General features: G+C 32.6%; 15 protein-coding genes. 8 read left to right on the plus strand and 7 right to left on the minus strand.

Going from position 1 to position 19,830, the window contains the following annotated elements:
- Positions 1-37: 37 nt before the first annotated feature.
- Positions 38-3,106, minus strand: a complete 3,069-nt coding sequence (locus tag OM075_RS03265; protein WP_301189040.1) for an SbcC/MukB-like Walker B domain-containing protein — start codon at positions 3,104-3,106, stop codon at positions 38-40.
- 9 nt (positions 3,107-3,115) lie between these two features.
- Positions 3,116-4,330: a metallophosphoesterase family protein gene (locus OM075_RS03270; protein ID WP_301189041.1), complete on the minus strand. Its 1,215-nt coding sequence runs from the start codon at positions 4,328-4,330 to the stop codon at positions 3,116-3,118.
- 406 nt (positions 4,331-4,736) lie between these two features.
- On the opposite strand from OM075_RS03270, the gene OM075_RS03275 reads away from it, so the two are divergent.
- The 3 genes from OM075_RS03275 (at position 4,737) to OM075_RS03285 (ending at position 6,634) form a co-directional block, all read left to right on the plus strand.
- Positions 4,737-5,009, plus strand: coding sequence for an HU family DNA-binding protein (locus tag OM075_RS03275; protein WP_027471879.1), 273 nt, complete (start codon positions 4,737-4,739; stop codon positions 5,007-5,009).
- Between the two features lie 103 nt (positions 5,010-5,112).
- Positions 5,113-5,784: a TrmH family RNA methyltransferase gene (locus OM075_RS03280; protein ID WP_301189042.1), complete on the plus strand. Its 672-nt coding sequence runs from the start codon at positions 5,113-5,115 to the stop codon at positions 5,782-5,784.
- A gap of 136 nt (positions 5,785-5,920) precedes the next feature.
- Positions 5,921-6,634: a LytR/AlgR family response regulator transcription factor gene (locus tag OM075_RS03285; RefSeq protein ID WP_301189043.1), complete on the plus strand. Its 714-nt coding sequence runs from the start codon at positions 5,921-5,923 to the stop codon at positions 6,632-6,634.
- A gap of 115 nt (positions 6,635-6,749) precedes the next feature.
- Here the strand turns inward: OM075_RS03285 and OM075_RS03290 are convergent, their stop codons facing one another.
- On the minus strand, positions 6,750-9,011 hold the full coding sequence (locus tag OM075_RS03290) for an inorganic phosphate transporter (protein ID WP_301189044.1): 2,262 nt from the start codon (positions 9,009-9,011) through the stop codon (positions 6,750-6,752).
- Positions 9,012-9,387: 376 nt separating this feature from the next.
- On the opposite strand from OM075_RS03290, the gene OM075_RS03295 reads away from it, so the two are divergent.
- The gene (locus OM075_RS03295; RefSeq protein WP_301189045.1) at positions 9,388-10,026 is read left to right on the plus strand and encodes a LysE family translocator; all 639 of its coding nucleotides are present in this window, start codon (positions 9,388-9,390) and stop codon (positions 10,024-10,026) included.
- 46 nt (positions 10,027-10,072) lie between these two features.
- Here OM075_RS03295 and OM075_RS03300 read toward each other — a convergent pair whose 3' ends face one another.
- A complete protein-coding gene (locus OM075_RS03300) occupies positions 10,073-10,882 on the minus strand; it encodes an SDR family oxidoreductase (protein WP_301189046.1) in 810 nt (269 codons plus the stop codon).
- Between the two features lie 278 nt (positions 10,883-11,160).
- On the opposite strand from OM075_RS03300, the gene OM075_RS03305 reads away from it, so the two are divergent.
- The 4 genes from OM075_RS03305 to OM075_RS03320 all read left to right on the plus strand — a co-directional run bounded on the left by OM075_RS03305 (position 11,161) and on the right by OM075_RS03320 (position 14,434).
- Positions 11,161-11,964, plus strand: a complete 804-nt coding sequence (locus OM075_RS03305) for an META domain-containing protein (RefSeq protein ID WP_301189047.1) — start codon at positions 11,161-11,163, stop codon at positions 11,962-11,964.
- A 6-nt stretch (positions 11,965-11,970) separates the two neighbouring features.
- Positions 11,971-12,819 carry an HAD-IIA family hydrolase gene (locus tag OM075_RS03310; protein WP_301189048.1) on the plus strand — a complete coding sequence of 283 codons (849 nt, stop codon included), beginning with the start codon at positions 11,971-11,973 and terminating at the stop codon, positions 12,817-12,819.
- 45 nt (positions 12,820-12,864) lie between these two features.
- Entirely contained in the window at positions 12,865-13,512 is a 648-nt protein-coding gene (locus OM075_RS03315; RefSeq protein WP_301189049.1) for a phospholipase D-like domain-containing protein, read from the plus strand.
- A 61-nt stretch (positions 13,513-13,573) separates the two neighbouring features.
- Positions 13,574-14,434: a CvfB family protein gene (locus OM075_RS03320; RefSeq protein WP_301189050.1), complete on the plus strand. Its 861-nt coding sequence runs from the start codon at positions 13,574-13,576 to the stop codon at positions 14,432-14,434.
- A 1,870-nt stretch (positions 14,435-16,304) separates the two neighbouring features.
- Here OM075_RS03320 and OM075_RS03325 read toward each other — a convergent pair.
- From OM075_RS03325 to OM075_RS03335, 3 genes are all read right to left on the minus strand, one after another.
- Positions 16,305-17,105: a polysaccharide deacetylase family protein gene (locus OM075_RS03325; protein ID WP_301189051.1), complete on the minus strand. Its 801-nt coding sequence runs from the start codon at positions 17,103-17,105 to the stop codon at positions 16,305-16,307.
- 57 nt (positions 17,106-17,162) lie between these two features.
- Positions 17,163-18,047, minus strand: coding sequence for a CsgG/HfaB family protein (locus tag OM075_RS03330; protein WP_301189052.1), 885 nt, complete (start codon positions 18,045-18,047; stop codon positions 17,163-17,165).
- A gap of 231 nt (positions 18,048-18,278) precedes the next feature.
- Positions 18,279-19,328: a hypothetical protein gene (locus tag OM075_RS03335; RefSeq protein WP_301189053.1), complete on the minus strand. Its 1,050-nt coding sequence runs from the start codon at positions 19,326-19,328 to the stop codon at positions 18,279-18,281.
- Positions 19,329-19,830: the final 502 nt, after the last annotated feature.

Here is a 19,830-nt window from a genome sequence, read left to right on the forward strand (position 1 = left end):
TATTAATGCAGTTTTTAAAATTAAAACAGAAGAAAAATTAATAGCTTTCGTTAATGCAGCTTCCACTTTCTTCATCCTGCACTATTTTTAAAAACAGAGGGATTTCTTGTTGTAATTCCTCTACATGAGAAATGATTCCAACAATTCTGTTTTCTTTCTTTAAACCTTTTAATGTGTTGAAAACAATTTCCATAGATTCTTTATCAAGAGAACCAAAACCTTCATCTAAAAAGAAGAAGTTCTGGTCCGTTTGTGTGAGTGCCTGTACGTTATCAGCCAAGGCCAAAGCTAATGAAAGAGCAGCCTGAAAGGTTTGTCCTCCCGAAAGTGTTTTTACGCTTCTTAATTTACCTCCATTTAAATAATCCCGAACTTCAAAATTATTATCGTTACTTAGTTCCAAACTTAGTTTTTGTTTGGTCATCTTAAAAAACCTTTCGTTTGCCGCCAAGCATAAATTTTGTAAGTAAACTGAGGATATGTAATTAACAAAACCACTTCCATGAAACATACGCTTCATGATTTTGATGTTTTCGCCTCTCTCGTTGCGTATATTTAAGTCCTTTTCTAATTCAACTTTTGTAAAGAGTTTCTTTCTTAAGTCCTTAATTTTGGTACTTATTTCACCTTGAATTTGATTGGTAGTATTAATATCAGCTGTAATTGATTTTAGTTCAGCAATGCATTGTGCATGTTCATTTGAATCATATTTTTTATCCAAAAGAAGCGCTTGTAGTTCCTTAATTTTATGATCTACCGTTTGGTGTTCCTTATGGTAATTTGTTATAATTTCTTTCTCTTTATTAATATCAATATCTTTTGCAAGTATTGTTTTTATACTCGTAAGATCTGTGAATTCTGAGGCTAGTATCTTATCGTTCAGAATTTGTTTTTGTTTTGTTATTTCAGATTCTTCGGCTTTTAGGAAATTTTGGTTTGCACTTAAGCTACCTTCCAGTTGGTCTATTTTCTTTTTAACAGACTCTATTTCTTCATGAAGCTGTTTGTACTCCTTTGTAATTTTATTTATCGAGTTACTAACATCATCATATGATTCCTGAAGTTTAGTGTTATTAAAGTTATCATACTTTTCAAAAAATGCAGAAGGAATCTGCTGACTTAGGACTTTTATAGTATTTTGCTCTGCATCAATTTCTGATTGTATTTTTTGTAGTCCAATCTGGTACTTCTCTTTGTTTTTTAGTGATTCCTGGTAGTTGGATTTATTAATGGAAAGTTCTTTTTCAGTCTTATCTATGATGGTTTGTGTTTCTTTTATTTTAGCAACAGCTTCGTTAACAATGTTAATGTCTTTAAACTTTGTTATAACAGAATTTTGATGCTTTTCATATTGAAGTTTCACATCCTGTTTTTTATTTTCTAAGGTAACCAGTTGTTCTGTTTGTGGTTTTAAAACAATTATCTTGTTGTTGATCTGTTGAAAGAATGTATTGAGTTGTTTTACTTTGTTTTCAATATCGGACTTTGATTTTTTTAGGTTGTTTACTTTAGTTGTTAAATCGTGGTTGCTAAAAGGTTCCGGATGACTTTCGGACCCGCACAGCGGACACTGTGAACCATCCTTTAAGTTTTGAGCATATCTTTCCAGACCTGAATAAATTAAATTTTCTTCAATCAGAATATTGATCTTCTTCAGTTCTTGTTCCGTTTTTACACTTTCTTCATTTATTAATTCCAGATATTTATTGAAATCTTTTGTGTCTCCATTTTTAAATGCCGAATTTTGTATTAATTCATTAATTTCTGAAGTATTATTATGAATGGTATTTTTTAATTTGTCATGCTCAAGCGTTATATCATTGAGTTGCTTAATGAAGTTATTATTCTCCAAATGCCATTTTTGAGCCTGACTTAATTCTTCTATATTAGGTAGTGATTTTCGTAATTCCGTTAAGTAAGCAGACTTTTCTTTTTCAAGTGTTTCAAGTGTACTAATCGCTTCAATAACATCCTTAACTGCTTTTTCACCGTTTTCTTTGCGAGATAAATTCTTTTCAACCTTAGCTTTAGCTAGTGAAATATCCATTAATTTTTTAATGAATTCCAATTCTTTTCTACGTTCATCTAACTGCTCGTATTCCGATTGGATTTTAGTATAATCCTTGCTTTTTTGTCCGTAAGTTTCCTTTAAAGCCTTATGGGTTTCAGTTTCTGATTTAATATTCTGGTTGAGTTGATTTATTTTGGCTTGATGTCTATCGATGGCATCGCAAATACTCTTAAATTGAATGGCGCAATATTCGTAATCAGCAATATCCTTTTCCAGTTTCTTTATGGTTGAACTTTTCTCATCAAGAACCTTCTTTTTTTTACTGAATTCATCAAGCAGAAGGGTGTTTTCTTTTAATTGATCCAGTTCTTTTAAGAGAATAGTTTGTTTCTCCTGTTTTTCATTAAGGGAGGATAGTTTTGCTGTCGTCTCCTTTTGTTTGGTTTCCAATTCGGTTAATTGTTCATCAGAAACATCACCTAATTGCTCCAAACTTCCTTTTAATTTGTTTATAGATTCGTTGTTTTTCTCTTCCAGACGTTTTGTTTTGTTGTATAATTCGTATTTCTCCAGGTTAAATAATTCTTTCATCATTTTTGTTCTTTCAGCATTGCTTAACTGAAGAAACTCCTGGAATTTACCCTGAGGAATAATTACAGTTCGTTTAAAGTTTTCGTAGCTTAAACCAATGAAATCTTCAAGTTCTTCTGTTGTGATAGGAGCGTAGTCACCTCCATTTTTAATGTATGCCGTTCTGGAAAATGTTTTAACATCATCAAACTTTTTACTGTTTCTTCTGCCTTCAACAACAACTTTAAATTCTTTTTGATCCTTACCTGTAATAAAATCAAACTCGATAAATAGTTTATCTGATTTCAGGTTCATCATGTTGTAATTACGATTGTCTCCTGATTTTAATAAACGATCGGTTTTACCATATAACGAAAATATAATAGCTTCTAAAATGGAGCTTTTTCCACTACCTACACTTCCAAAAATTCCGAAAAGGTGGTTGTCGCTTAATTTTTTAAAGTCTATTGATTGTTTTGACTGGTAGGAGTATAATCCTTCAATAGTTAGTTTTACAGGTATCATAATAAATTCTTATTCAGAGATTACTTCATTAAATAACTTCATTAATTCATCGTTGGGCTCAATGCCCTTTGTATGTTTAAAATAGTCAATGAATAATTCTTTCATGTTTTTATTGATGTCGATTGTTTGTTTTGTACTTTCTGCTGATGAATTATTGTTTTTTACTTGTGGAATTAGTGTTACAATTCCCTGATGAATTTGATTTAAGTGTCTTCTTTCTTTAGCAGTCAAATAAGTTTCTGTTTCGATAGTAAGTTCTAATAAATCATTTTCATGCACTTTTAATAACTCTTCTGCTTCAGTAATGCCATTAGCCTTTAATCGTAATAACTTTTTACCTGAACTCAGTTCTATATAATTAATATGAGCCTTTTCATTAGGATTTACATCAACAATAGCGACATATTTCTTTTGATTGGATTCTGCAAAAGAGTAGGATATGGGACTTCCGGAATACACTACAGGTTGTTTCTCAGATGAGATTTCTTGTTTTCTGTGTAAATGACCCAATGCTACATATTGAATTTCATCAGGAAAATTTTCGGTATAAATAGCTTGCGCTCCACCTACATGTAATATTGGTTTTTCATCATCCGGTTCCTCTGAAATGGTAGTTCCTTTCTTAATTACAAAAAGATGGGTGGTTAAAATGTTTACTCCATTTTTGTCGCAGTGCTCTTTGGCAATAGTCTCCCACAAATCTTGTAAAACCATTCGTAAATCTTCTTCTTTATCCTCAGTATTTAACATGGTTTTTAGTCTATGCTCATTGGCATAAGGAGTGGTTACTATCCTTAATGGTGTATTTGAGGTAGGAATAGCTATTTCCATAAATCCAGGGATGGATTTGGTTACAGCCAAACCTGTTTCAAGTTCTAACGTTTTAAAATGCGTATTAGGATAGCCAATGAAAAATATTCCACATTCTCTGGCAAGGGGATCTGCTGTTTCAATTCTGTCCGGAGAATCATGATTACCGGAAATGGCTATAACAGGTCTGTTTCCTTTGTTTGTTAATGTTTTCAGCGCTTTATAAAATATTTCAATAGCTTCAGTTGACGGAGAAAAGGTGTCAAATAAGTCTCCTGCAATAATAATAGCATCAACTTTTTCATCGTCAGCAATTTGGGCTATCTCATTTAAAACAGCTTTTTGTTCCTCAATACGTGAAAAGTTCTCTAATTTTTTTCCAATGTGCCAATCTGCAGTATGAAGTATCTTCATTATATAATTAGAATTTAAATTGTGAGTAGACTATTATAGTAGCTCAAAATTAGAATATTTTGAGCTGTGTATATAATAAAGTTTTCAACAGACAAAGTAAAAATAGATAAGGATACCATTAATTATGGATATGATTTGTTTAAAAAATATATAAAACAGATGTAATCCTTTGTGTACAAGGAGGAAAAAAAATGAGAGCGGTAATGTTTTGATTAAAAGGATTAATAGCTTGGTTTTAGTATAGTTTTTTATGATAAATGGAGCTTAAAACAATCGGAAATGTCTGAATACTACAAAAAAAAGCGATTTTAGTGGCCTGTAGATTTGGTAAATACTAGGAATAATCTATATTTGTAGAGCAAATTTTGGTGAACTTAGTTGTTAACCCTAAAAATTATCAGTTATTATGAACAAAGCTCAATTAATTGATGCTATCGCCGGAGATTCTGGTTTAACTAAAGCAGACGCTAAAAAAGCGTTAGATTCATTTATTAATGTAACCAGCGAAGCACTTAAAGGTGGTGATCGTATTTCTTTAATCGGTTTTGGTTCTTTTTCAGTTTCAGAAAGAAGTGCCAGAACAGGTAGAAACCCTCAAACAGGTAAAGAAATTCAAATCGCAGCTAAAAAAGTTGTTAAATTCAAAGCTGGAAGCGAATTAGGTGATGCAGTAAACTAATTCTCTGTTCGGGAAAAAATACAAAGAGAGTGCTTAGAGTACTCTCTTTTTTTTTGCTAATCCAGAAAATATTAAATTATTCATCAATGACCAATAGCCATTTATGAAAGAAGAATTAATTAAATATCTTGTAGAAAATATCACAGAAAACAGAAACGCATTATTTGATAAGGTAATAGAAGACAGAACCAAGTATATTACGGTTGTTCTGGAAGATATCTTTCAGCCACATAATGCTAGTGCGGTATTAAGATCATGTGATTGTTTTGGAATACAGGATGTTCATATAATCGAAAATAGAAATAAATATAATGTAAATCCTGATGTTGCGCTGGGATCATCAAAGTGGCTGAGTATGCACAGGTTTAACGAACAGGAAAATAATACCAGAGAAGCATTAAGAGCTTTAAAAGATCAGGGTTATAGAATTGTGGCAACAAGTCCGCATACAAATGATGTAGAGCTGTATGATTTTGATGTGACTAAAGGAAAAGCAGCCATTGTTTTCGGAACTGAATTAACAGGTATATCAGATATCGTTAAAGAAGAAGCTGATGAATTTGTAAGGATACCAATGTATGGTTTTACAGAAAGTTTTAATATTTCTGTATCTGCAGCACTTGTTTTACAACATTTAGCACATCAGATACGTACAAGTGGTGTAGACTGGAATTTAACCTTAGAAGAAAAACAGGATTTAAAGTTGGAATGGTTAAGGTCTACAGTAAAAGGTGCACCGTTAATTGAACGAGAATTTTACAAAAGAAGAATGTGATTAATAAACTAAAACTATTGATTAATCATTTTGAATTGTTGATAAATGTATCTTTTGCTATATTAATCAATTAAAAATGAAGAAAAAGACTTTTTCTTTGAGTGAAAATTTTTATTTTTGAAAAAAAGAGGGAAGTATGAATTGTATAATTATTGATGATGATAAGTTCTCCACAAAAATTATAGCAGAATTTGTTGAAAAAACAGATGAGCTAACATTGGTTGGAACTTATGAAAGTGCAATTTCAGCAATAAATGATTTAAACAAAAGTGGATCAAAAGGTATTGATTTGATCTTTTTAGATATAGAAATGCCAGAAATGACTGGTTTGGATCTTCTGAAATCATTAAATGTTCTACCGCAAGTAATCATTTATTCTTCGCAGGAAAAATATGCACTTGAGTCTTATGAATATAACGTAACCGATTATTTACTTAAGCCGGTTAATTATACTCGATTTTTAAAAGCTATTAATAAAGCTAAGGAGCAAAGCGAAAAACGCGATGAGTTAACTAAATCTACAAATGAGATTTTCATTAAAAATAACTCTTCCTTAGTTCGTATTAAGTATGATGACATTTTATGGATTGAGGCTCTTGAAAACTATGTGGTATTAAATACATTTACGGATAAGTATACCATTCATTTTACAATGAAGTCTATAGCCGATAAAATGCCTTCTAATACCTTTATAAGAGTACATCGTTCCTTTATTGTTAACTTGGCTAAGATTAAAGTTATAGAAGATAATTCTGTTATTGTAAAAACATCTGACGGATCAAAAATTATTCCTATCGGGAAATCGTACAAGGACAAATTAATGAACGATATCAATTTAATTACGAAATAGATTTATATACAACGTATTTAAATAAAAATCCCCGTTTGAAATATTCAAACGGGGATTTTTATTTTGTAAAAGGTTTATATCCTGGAGTATCGTTTAAATACTCCAGGTTCTTTTGTTATTTACCATTATTGTATGAAACAAAGTCTCTTTGAGCCTTTAATAAGTTTCCAATATGAAGAAGTAAGTTTTGAGTTTCGTGTAACAAGTTTAAGTAGAGCATACTGTTCTGAGTACTTGTTTTCTCTTTCTTAATTCTTTTAAGCTGAGCTTTTCTTAATGCTTTCAGGTTTTCTGTTTCTTTAACAATTTCATCAAGTAGTTCATCAAGGTTTACAAATGAAGAGCTTCTGATGATATTATTAGCTTTACTGATTAATACCTGAATGTGTCCAATTAAAATACTTAGGTCTTTAAACTGGTCTTTATTAAATGGTGTGTGGTTATTATCCAGGTGTTCAAAACAAGGTTTTACAACAAATGTTAGCGCATGAGCTGTTTCTCTTAAATAATCAATAACCTGAACATAGTATAAGCTTGAATCAATATCGCTGTCCTGTAATTTTTTAACAGTTTTATAGATATTATTTTTATACTTCTTAATTTTTTTATTAACCTGGTTTACAGCCTTTAATCTTTCTTTAAGGTCTTTCCTGTTTTCCGCCTGAAAATCAGTTAAAGAACTGGTGTAAAGGTCTGATATTTCAGTAAGTGAGTTGGTTACATTTTTAGTGCATTTATCAAGTACTTTTTTGGTGTTTATTACTTCACCTTCCATTTCCTCAATTTCAAACTCTTTTACATCAATTTCTTCAGCAGAACGTTTGTGGCTTAAGGTATGCGTTCTGTACATGAAATATACTGCCAAAGCAATAAGTATAAATACAGAATAAATTCCACCAACATTAATAATTAAAGCAACAATAAAGGCTACTGTAAATGCAGAGAATGCAGTTAAGAACCAACCACCGATTACAGATAGTACACCGGTTACTCTGTATACGGCACTTTCGCGTCCCCATGCACCATCTGTTAATGAACTACCCATTGCAACCATAAAAGTAACGTATGTTGTTGATAATGGAAGTTTGTAAGATGTAGCCATAGATATTAATATAGAAGCAACCACAAGGTTTACAGAAGCTCTTAACATATCAAAAGCAGGAGCATCGTTACCCAAAGCAATTCTTTTTTCTTCATAGGATGAATCATCAAATTGCTTACTGATCACTCGTTTAATGCCTGAAGGTAAAACGTTGTTGATTGCTGTAGAAGCATTGATTGAAGCTCTTACTAACGAACGGGCAAAAAAGGATGATCCAAATCTTTCTTCTCCCTCTTGTTGTCTGGAAAGATCTAAAGATGTTTTTACTACATTTTTGGCCTTTTTAGAAGTCCAAAGTGTAATAATCATTATAAAACCGGCAATAACAAGTAAATAGGTATCTGTTTTTACTTTACCTGCCATTGATTCCATTAATAAGGCATCAGGAGCAACTCCTGAGTTAGTAAATACTTTGAATGACTCGAAACCAGCTAATGGTACACCAATAAAGTTAACCAGGTCGTTTCCTGCAAAGGCCATTGCTAAAGCAAATGTTCCAACAAGTACTGTAAACTTTAGGATATCGAATTTGAATATCCACTTACATAAATATAATAAAACAGTCCAGCCAACAAAACTATAGAATATAATCTGTATTGCATTTCCTTTAATCCATGTTTTAGTAGCATCATTCATAAAGGATGCGCCTTTGGCTCCTTTAACAAGAATAAAATAAGTAATGGCTGTAATTGCAATGCCACCCCATAATGCACTCAGGTATTTTAATCTGTTATCATAGTTAAATGAAAATACTAATCGAGTGATGTATTGAATAATAGCTCCGGATGAGAATGCTACAATAACGGAAAGTAATATTCCTGAAATAATAGCTAAAGCTTTTGCTGTGTTAATGTATTCGCTTAAAGGAAGAGATGGATCGTTTGATACTTTTATTAAAGAAACGGCAATAGCTGATCCTAAAAGTTCAAAAACAATTGATACAGTGGTTGATGTAGGCATTCCGAATGTGTTAAACAGATCAAGAAGCAATACATCGGTTATCATCACTGCGAGAAAAATGATCATTATCTCTGAAAAATAGAAGTATTGGGGATTAAATATCCCTTTTCGGGCTACTTCCATCATACCACTCGAAAAGGTGGCTCCCACAAAAATACCGGCAGCTGCAATGATCATAATTACTTTAAATGACGCAGCTTTAGAACCTAAAGCGGAATTTAAAAAGTTTACGGCATCATTACTAACCCCTACTACTAAGTCTGAAATAGCTAGTGCAAATAACACTACTACCAGAATTAAATAAATATTATCCATTTATAAATCTATTTGAAAATAAAATTCGATGCAAACATAAATAGACCAAAAACTATTGGTGTTGTTATAATATTAATATAATGTTAATACAATGTTAACTGGTGTGAAAATGTTTGTTAAAGTAATAAATAATTAAATATAGGTTGATACAAAACGTCTTATTTATAGCTTTTTGATTCCTCCTTTAGTTCGAATTCTCATAATAATGTGTAGAATTATTGAAAGTAAGTTGTTAAAAGTTAATAATAATGTTCTTATTATTTTCAGGTTTTTAAGATTCAATTATTTTTGCGATGCTAATACACAGGAATATTCGTAACTTGTTAAATAAGTACTGAAAGACTGTTTTGCATAATTGCTTTGATGATAGAATAAAATGACATTAAAATATATTTTAGACGGCATAATAATTGGATTTTCAGCATCAGTTCCTTTGGGGCCTATAGGTGTGTTGTGCATACAACGGACCTTAAATAAAGGTAGGCTTGCTGGATTTTTTTCAGGGTTAGGTGCTGCATTTAGTGATACCTTGTATGCTATTATAGCCGGATTTAGTTTGTCGTTTATTGTTAGTTTTATAGAGCAGCAATTGTTATATATTCAAATTTTTGGTGCTGCCATACTTATATTTTTGGGGGCTAAAATATTCTATAGTAATCCTGCCAAACAGCTTCGAAAACAGAAGAGAGGTAAGGGTAATTTATTTCAGGATTTTGTTTCTACATTTTTAATTACCATATCAAATCCATTGGCTATTTTCTTGTTTCTTGCGTTTTTTGCAAGTTTTGGTGTAGTTAAAAAGGGAGGAGATTATTTTAACCATATGTTACTTATTATTGGAGTAATGACAGGCGCCTCGCTTTGGTGGTTTATACTTACTTCAGTTGTAAACTTATTCCGTTCAAAAATTAATTTACGACGACTGTGGTGGTTAAATAAAATAGCAGGAGCAACTATTGTTGTTTTGGTTGTGATTGCCTTTGTATATTTCCTTATTGATAGACCAATGAACTAAATATGGGCTGAAGCAAATTCTACTTCAGCCATTATGTATTTTCAAATTATTTTAGTGGAGAGTCCGGCTCTTTTGCCATATGATTATAGGTTAGTTTTTCTAATAAACGGGGCATCCACTTTTTTAGCCATACGGTTAGTTTACCTTCAACAAAAGTTAAGATAAGTGTTGATTTGCGTTTTTGTATTGCATTGGCTACATGTTTAGCAACCTCCTCTGCACTCATCATTTTTTCCTCGTTACGAGGTGTTTCACCCTGAGCACTTCCGTCAGTTGATAAGGCTGTTTTTCTAATATTTGAAGCCGTAAAGCCTGGTGCAGCAATTAATACATGTAATCCGGTTTTCAGGTTTTCAACACGTAAGGTCTCTAAAAAGCCATGCATAGCATATTTACTTGCAGAATATCCTGTACGCGCAGGGAGGCCAATAAAACCTGCAATGGAAGAAATTCCAGTAACTGATCCTTTAGTCTCTAGTAAATATGGTAATGCATATTTAGTACAATAAACCGTTCCCCAGAAGTTTACATCCATTAGTTGTTTTAGCACACTTAAATCAACATCTTTAAATAGTGCACGCATCGAAATTCCTGCATTATTAATTAAAATATCAATTCGCTTAAATTTATTGATTGCTTGATTAATTAAATTTTTGCAATCTTCCTCTTTACTTACATCAGTAGCTACACTGATGGCTTCAACACCTTTATTATTGAATTCAGTTTCTATTTCTTTCAATTTATCTACTGATCGGGCTGCAAGAACCAATTTTGATCCTCTTTGAGCAAACTCTTTTGCCAGAGCTAAGCCAATTCCAGAAGATGAACCTGTAATAACAACAACTTTATTTTGCATAATACGATTAAATAAGGCTTCAAAAATATTAAATAAGTTATTATTGCATCGTAATTTTAAAGTTTGTGTTTGATTTTTTTAATCAATACCACATATTTTTTTACCGAATATGAAAAACTAAAGCGTTTTTGCTAATAAATAGACTAAACCATTAAACGTGGAATCAAAAACAACTTATCTTTGTTCCATTCTTTTATGAACTAAGGGATGGTATTAGTTTGAACACTATTTTTTGATTATTACAATAATCAAATCCTACACAAACAAATTATAAAGTTATGAAACAACACTATATTTTCATTTTTGTACTTATAATATCAGTTTTATCATGTAAAATGCAAGATACAAAGCAGTCTGCCATAAAAGGTAGTTCTTTAAATACAGAAAAACTTTCGAATACTAAAGGGTACGAAATGCAAATTAAAGGAATTGATTTTAGTGCTGGAGGAATAGACTCAGATTGGAGTTTAGAGATCGATTTTGATCAAAAGGTAAAGTTTACATCAGCAGAACTAAGTAAAGATATTGTTATCTCGGTAAATACATCCATTAATCAGATAGATGGAGAAGGGACTTATTGCGAATTTACAAAGGGTGGAAAGGTAATCAGAGTTCGTATAACGAAGAATGAAAATCCTTTTTTATCCAGTGAAGATCGTAAGCCTTATGCTGTTAATGTGGAAGTTAAAGCAGCATCAGACTCCGAATTTGTATCGTATACCGGTCAGGGCGAATATTATGGTAGTTTGGTATTGCATGATATTTGGGGACTCGATTCTATTAACGATAAAAGCGTGTCAGCGTATCAATGTGAAAAGAGGCCTTATGTGGAAATTCATTTGGATAACAATAGAATTAATGGTTTTTTAGGATGTAATACCTTTGGATCTAAAGTATACTTTGGACTAAATACGATTTCAATTCATCATTTAATGAGTACCAAGATGGCCTGTTTAAATTCAAACATTGAGGATGATTTTGCAGGAGCCTTGAGTAATCATACCTATAAATATAAGGTTGAAAATGGGGTATTAACACTTTGGAATGACAGTGAAAAATTGATTTTTAAAAAAATGGACTAATATATAATGGATATTAAAAGATTTAAGGAACTGGTAAAACAGTATAAAGTAGTTTTTTTTGATGCTTATGGGGTTTTAAGAAAGCATCAGGGAATGATCAAGGGAGTAGAAGAAATGCTCTCTTTTTTAGTAGAAGAGGGTATCGATTTTTATATCATTACAAATGATGCTTCACGATCACCAAGACTATTGGCAAAAGTGTATCAGGATTACGGCATAGATACAGTGAAAGAAGAAAATATGATTTCTTCGGCTATGATGAGTGTGGAGTTTTTAAAAGAAAATGTGTATCCGGGCTCATTAATTGCTTATTTAGGTCGCGAAACATCAGAGCATTTTATCAGAAGTGCTGATTTGATACCTATACGCATGGAAGATGTGGTAGAAAAGGATTATGCTGCACTCGCAGGTATTATGCTTTTTGATGATGGTGGTTATGAGTTTCATCCCGGAATTAATAAAACACTAAATGTAGTAAGAGGAACAGATGTGCCTGTTATTGTGGCTAATCCTGATAAAATTTATCCGGTAAACGATGGAGAGTTTGCTTTTGCAATTGGAAGTATTGCAAATATGATGGAAGCAGTCAGTAACAGGAAATTCTTTTATTTTGGAAAGCCTGATGTAAGTATTTTTGAATATGCTTATGAAATAGCGAATACAAAACGTAAAGTTTCCAAAAGAGAAGTGTTAATGGTTGGAGATACCCTTGATACTGATATTATTGGAGGAAATCAGTTTGGAATAGATACTGCTTTGGTTTTATCAGGAAGTACCATTGAAAAACAAGCTGAATCATTGATCAAAGAACTAGGAATTGTTCCAACACATATATGTAAATCAGTTGTAGATTAATTGATTAATCTTAACAAATACGACCTTTTTTGAATAATGGAGAATGTGCTCAAATATTTTAGATCCCTGGAACCTGATGCCCTTAAAGCAATTGAAGATACAGATGTACTCAATCAGATTTCGGAATTAAATCACTACGATAGAAAGCTGTTAAGGGAAAGTCTATTGCAAGATTCCTTACGTTTTAAAAGCAATAAGGAAGCGGTTGAGTGGCTGCAGAGTTGTTTTGAATTAATTGATAAACACACTTTTCGTATTCATAAAGTATTGTTTAGTCCGGGTACTGATATTGGAAATACTTTAAATGATTTGCTCAATAAGGCAAAAAAAAGTGTGTTGCTTTGTGTGTTTTCAATCACAGATCATCGTTTGGCTAAAGATATCTGGGAATGTCATAAAAGGGGTGTTCAGGTAAAAGTAATTACTGATGACCGTAAGATTTTTGACAGGGGATCGGAGATTCAGAATCTAAGGAATAAAGGGATTGATATAAAGATTGATCACTCCGAATATCATATGCATAACAAATTTGGAATTATTGACGACAGGATTGCTTTTACAGGCAGTTTTAACTGGACTTATACGGCACAAAAGCATAATCAGGAAAATCTTTTGGTTACCACAAATCAATCTATTGTAGAGCAATTTAAAGATGAGTTTGATCGTCTTTGGCAGGAGATGTTTAAGCTTTAATATGGTTACTTATCGGGGTCTGGTGTTATATACGATAAAACATTAAGCTAATTAATTATCTTTGCAGCATAAAGTAAATAAAGCAATGGCAGAAATAGGTAAATACAACGTTTTAAAAGTTGTAAAAGATTTAGATTTTGGATTATATCTTGATGGAGGTGAATTAGGTGAAATACTGCTTCCCCGCAGATATGTACCCATAAATTGTACTGTAGATGATGAACTTGAAGTATTTATCTATTTAGATTCTGAAGACCGATTAATTGCAACAACAGAAATGCCTGAGGCTGTAGTAGGTGAGTTTGCATACCTACAAGCCGTTGAAGTAGGTAAGGTTGGTGCTTTTATGGATTGGGGTTTGCCTAAGGATTTATTGGTGCCTTTTCGTGAGCAAAAAACTAACATAGAAAAGGGTAGAGGATATGTGGTTTATGTTTATCTTGATGATGAAAGTAAACGAATAGCAGCATCTTCTAAAGTAGAGAAGTTTTTAGATAACATTCCACCAGAATATGAAGAAGGACAGGAAGTTGATTTATTGATTTATCATCAGAGTGATTTGGGTTATAAAGCTATTATTAATAACACGCATTCTGGAATGATTTACGCCAATGAGGTGTTTAAAAAAATCAGAAAGGGCGATAGACTGAAAGGGTATATCAAGAAAGTACGTTCTGATGAAAAAATTGATTTAATGCTGGAAAAACCTGGTTATGAAAAGGTGGATTCCATAGCACAAACAATTCTTGACAAACTAAAGGATCATCAAAACTTTTTGAGAATAACTGATAAGAGTCCTGCCGAAGAAATTTCAAGTATGTTTGGAATTAGCAAGAAGAACTTTAAAAAAGCAATTGGTACACTTTATAAGCAAAGAATCATTTCTATTGATCCGGATGGAATCAGATATATCAAAAAGTAGTTGAGGAGATTTAGACTACTGCTTTAATTATAAAATACTTAGTAAATCACTTTGTGAATCTTTTATAGATTCCAAAGTGATTTTTTTTGATTTAATGTTTCAGGTTTTGGTTTGCGTAATTGATTTAATATCAAATATATCTTTTTGAATAGTATTGCCCGGTTTAAGACAACAGGGCTACGCCCCTTAATTACAATACTGGCGCTATGTTCTACTAAGAAATCAGTCCTAACGGCCCTTTGATTACAAAGCTAAAAATCAAGGGTCAAAGGCCTGTTATCTTATTTGCTATGGGTGATAGCCCATGGTATAAAAACGAAATGTAACACAAGAACCACGTAGTGGTGATGTCTTTGCATAATTCCCCATAATTACAATACCGGTGCTATGTTCTACTAAGAAAATAGGTTTAACGGCCTTATGGTGCGTGTACCAATATTATTTACCTCTGCATTAAAAATTCTAAATGCAATCCTTTATACTTTTAAATAATTACAAAGCTGTAAATCAAGGGCCAAAGGCCTGTTATTTCATTAGCCATGGGTGTTAGCCCATGGTATAAAACGAAATGTAACACAAGAGCCACGTAGTGGTGATGTCTTTGCCGAATTCTACATAATTACAATACGGACGCTATGTTCTACTAAGAAAATAAGTCTAACGGCCCTATAATTACAAAGCTGTAAATCAAGGGCCAAAGGCCTGTTATTTTATTAGCCATGGGTGATAGCCCATGGTATAAAAACGAAATGTAACACAAGAACCACGTAGTGGTGATGTCTTTGCATAATTCCCCATAATTACAATACCGTTGCTATATTCTACTAAGAAATCATGTCTAACGGCCTTATGATTACAAAGCTAAAAATAAAGGACCAAAGGCTTGTTATCTCATTAGCTATGGGTGCTAGCCCATGGTATAAAAACCACATGTAACACAAGAGCCACGTAGTGGTGATGTCTTTGCCGAATTCTACATAATTACAATACAGGTGCTATCTTCTACTAAGAAAATAGGTTTAACGGCCCTATGGTGCGTGTACCCATATCATTTACTTTTGCCTTAAATATTCTAAATGCAATCCTTTATCCTTTTAAATAATTACCAAGCTGTAAATCAAGGGCCAAAGGCCTGTTATCTTATTAGCCATGGGTGTTGGCCCATGGTATAAAAAACAAATGTAACACAAGATCCACGTAGTGGTGATATCTTAGAAGAAGAGAATTAGTAAATAAACATCAAGGCGTTAGCCCCGTAATCATATGTTTGTTGAATGGAATTAAGATTGGGTAGAATGTTATTTGCAGTTTCCATTTTTTAAATAATTAAAATCCACAAATTAACAACAACGTTGGTTTCCGATATCTTATTGAATGGTATTGCCAGGTTTAAGACAACAGGGCTCCGCTCCTTAATTACAATACCAGAACTTTTTTCTACTAAGAAATCAGGCCTAACGGCCCTATGGTGCGTGTACCAATATTATTTACTATTGCATTAAAAATTCTAAATGCAATCCTTTATACTTTTAAATAATTACAAAGCTGTAAATCAAGGGCCAAAGGCCTGTTATTTTATTAGCCATGGGTGATAGTCCATGGTATAAAAACCAAATGTAACACAAGAGCCACGTAGTGGTGATGTCTTTGCAGAATTCCCCTAATTATAATACGAATGGTATATTTTACAAAGAAATCAGGTCTAACGGCCCTATGATTACAAAGCTGTAAATCAAGGGCCAAAGGCCTGTTATTTTATTAGCCATGGGTGATAGCCCATGGTATAAAACCAAATGTAACATAAGAGCCACGTAGTGGTGATGTCTTAGACGAAATGAATTAATAAATAAACATCCTTTATTATTGGCGATTAAATATTATCCTGTTCTTTTTTAATGAAAGCAGCGACTTCAGCTAATGGAGCCACCCAAATTTTCTTTTGTTGTTTGGCAAGATATTGTATCAACTCTTGGTGAGCTTCAAGAGAGACGTTTAGACTATGTTCGCCACCTACTCCATGGAATAAGAAAACCAGTAAAGTATGTGTTTTAGTAGCTTGTTTTACCAGGTCAATCATTTCAGCACCAGTTTGACCATTCATCATATAACACTGAATATCCTTTAAATCAACTTCATTGATGTGTTGCATACCTGATTTAACACCTCTGGCACCAACAAATTCATTTTGTAAAGATTCGTAATAGTTTACGGTATCGATAAACGCATCTCCGCAAGGATAAGCAAAGGTTCGTTCTTGTTTACCATCAATGGCTTGTAGTAATGTATTTGTAATTAGGATTTCATTAACCGCTCTATAAACAGAATACTTGCTCAGGTCTTTCTCATCAGAAACCCACTCACGCCCTTTAAGTTGCCCTGTGCAAGGGTGAGTGAGGGAATGATTTCCTAACTCATGACCATTTTCGGAAGCAAGTCTCCATTCATTCATTCTGTTTTTTATAACCGGAGATTCGCCTTGTAAATAGAACGTACCCTTTAAATTACCCGAATCCAAACAAGGAATCACATGATCTAAATGAACATTTAAGGCATCATCATAGGTAAGTACCACAGCACATTGTTTTCCATTCCATTTATCATGCTTCTGAGCATTTATTACTGTTGTAAATAAGAAAAATGTAATAGCACAAAAAGAATAAATAAGCTTCATGTTGTAAACAGGTTTATGGTATTAATGATGCCTCTTCGGTTATAAAAACTACTGTGTTTATTTTAAAAGGTGATTGAAATTGTCAACCAGGTCGTTAATAATTTCATCTGTAGAAAGATGTTTTGTTTTTAAAACCTTTTTAACAGGGTCTCCCTCTCTTCTTTTAGTACTGGTATTCAGCGTTTCTGCAATGTAGTAAACCTCTTTGCTTGATTCTTTAAGAGTTATTAGGGCGATGTGCTTACAATTGTACTGCGCTCTGTACTTGCCGCATATATAACTTACAGAACCATTAGATACCTGATTTGCAACCTGAATAGTGTAGCTTTCACCAAATCGTAAGGTTATTTTATCAATGATGGCCTTAGCCAATTCAGATTTATTATCCGGACGAATTGCAATAAGTAAAGAGTTTTCTCCCGGAGGTGTTTTGATTAAAGGGTTTTTCTTAACCGGAGCAGCCTGTACTTGCTGTTGAGGAACATAATTTGCATTTTTTACAAGTTTATTGGCAATTTGCTGACTAACCTGAATTAAATCGTTGGTTCCTTGTTGTGTAGATCCGGTTGCCTGTAAAATAACTTTAGCGGTAATTACATCAACCATTTTAAGTGATATGTAGAAATTGTTGCCCAAAGGAACTACAGAACCATAACATACTAAATCGGCTCCCATCATTTTTCCCAACTTACTAATCTGTGAATCATCCACCAAGCCTTTGCTTTGAAATTGAGCTTCAGCCAATACCTTTTCAATCATTGTACGTTCAACAACAGTATATGAAGGAGTATTAACAATTGCATTACTAATTTCTTCGCGAACAATACTTTTAATACCATTTGCTACTTCTCCATCAGGATCAAAAACAGCCACTTTTTTGTCGTCCTGAGCAACTAGTGATAAGGTGTAAAAGCAAAAGATAATTAGGAAAAGATGTTTCATGTTTATAATTTTTTGTTTAAGGTTGCATGGAACTTGCCCTAAAAACAATCACTCTCGTGTGAGAGAACTCGTTTTAACAGCTCGTTACATGAGTTTAAATTTTCTTTTATTGGTCATGCTGAAATACCATATAAGTCATTCTTCAATATAAAGAAGACGTTATTGCTGGAATTATAATTCAGAGTATGCCCTTTAAAATGTATTTTTTATTATACGAGTTACAAAAATAAATTAATTTTTAATCCGAGTAAGTAAATCTTTGACTAATGTAGATGCAATTTCTTCATAAGCATCAACAGCTGCCCCATGATAATTTACCATGCTATTACCTTTTTTACTTATTTTATTTTCGTATTCTGTTTTTTGATTAAATACTTTGGTAAGCTTTATTTCAGCATCAACATAGCTCGAATATACATCAAGGTATAACTTGTTTTTTCGAGCCGAAGCTTTTATGGTAACTACCCAATCAGCAAGTGTTTTATCGCTAGTGAAACTACAACCATTATCAGATAATATTGCTTTGGTTTTGTTTTCAAGGGTGTTGTCTCTATCGCCAAATAACAAGGCATTACAATCAAAAAATACATAAATACCTTGTTCCAGTTCGCTTAGTTTTTGAATTACGGTATTTCTTAATTCAATAGATTTGTTCATTTGCAAACCTGCGTCGTCTATATCTTTATCTACAGCGTTAAGCAAGCCCTGAGCGTATTCATTTTTCGCAAAAAGAGGAACTGTTTTTTGTAACTCCTCCTGAGCTTTTGTTTTTTCAGCCGATGCTATTAATTCGTTTGCTGTTTTAATAATTCCCTCAATTTGCTGAATATTCATGTTGATATTGGCTTTGTAATAACCAATTACCTCATATCTGTTAACGTAGGCAAACGCATAAATAAAATCGTTGTTGGTATTATGATAGGTTTCAACCTTAATGTTATTTATTTCGGCATCAGACTCTGATTGTGTATGCGTTTCAAATGTATTTTTAATTTCCTCGTTATCGCCAAAGCTTGTACTTTGGGCATAGTTTTGTGATACTGTTTTAACCGATGAGATAACACTCCTGGCCAAATCGCCCACAGCCATATTTTTTATTCGTTGTAACGATTCGGCCAATGATTCATCTTTATCTTTTACATCCTGAGCAAATCCTGATAAGAAAGTATGATTAGGATATTGTGTTTCTCTCCATGTAGAATTTATCCAATTAGGTTCTTTTTGAGCCAATACGCAAAAGTGTATTGAAATAAGAGATAATAGAATAATGTATCTGATCATAGGTTATATATTTAATAGGCTAAAGATAAATTAAATTCAGCTGGTGACAAATACTACGTAAGTATAATGGGTTTAAAATGATTTTTTATAGTTTGTTTTATACATCATATTTGTGAGGTTAGCTCTGTTGAGTTTTAAATAATGATTTTACCCTGAGTTTGTTGCAATATTGTATAATGTGCCTTTCCTGTTTTAATTAATATATTAGTTGTGCCTCGTACCTTTTGCTTATCGCTTAGAGCCAAGAGCTAAGGGCTTAGTGCAAAGTATTTAGTGTAAATTGCGCTTTGATCTCAGCTTGTAGTACTAAAGTATATTGAAATATTCATCGAAAAAATAACAGTAATTTTACTGTTACTTTTTGTGGTTGTAAGTAATTGTTTGATAGCGATATATAATTTTGGGTGTCTGGAATTTTGATTTGTTTTACCCCCCATAATGCCTCAGAATTCCATTTTTTGCTAAAAATGGGGGTTTTGGATTCCACTTTTGGCCAAAAACG

Source organism: Plebeiibacterium sediminum (assembly GCF_026013605.1).
Classification (GTDB): domain Bacteria; phylum Bacteroidota; class Bacteroidia; order Bacteroidales; family Marinilabiliaceae; genus Saccharicrinis; species Saccharicrinis sediminus.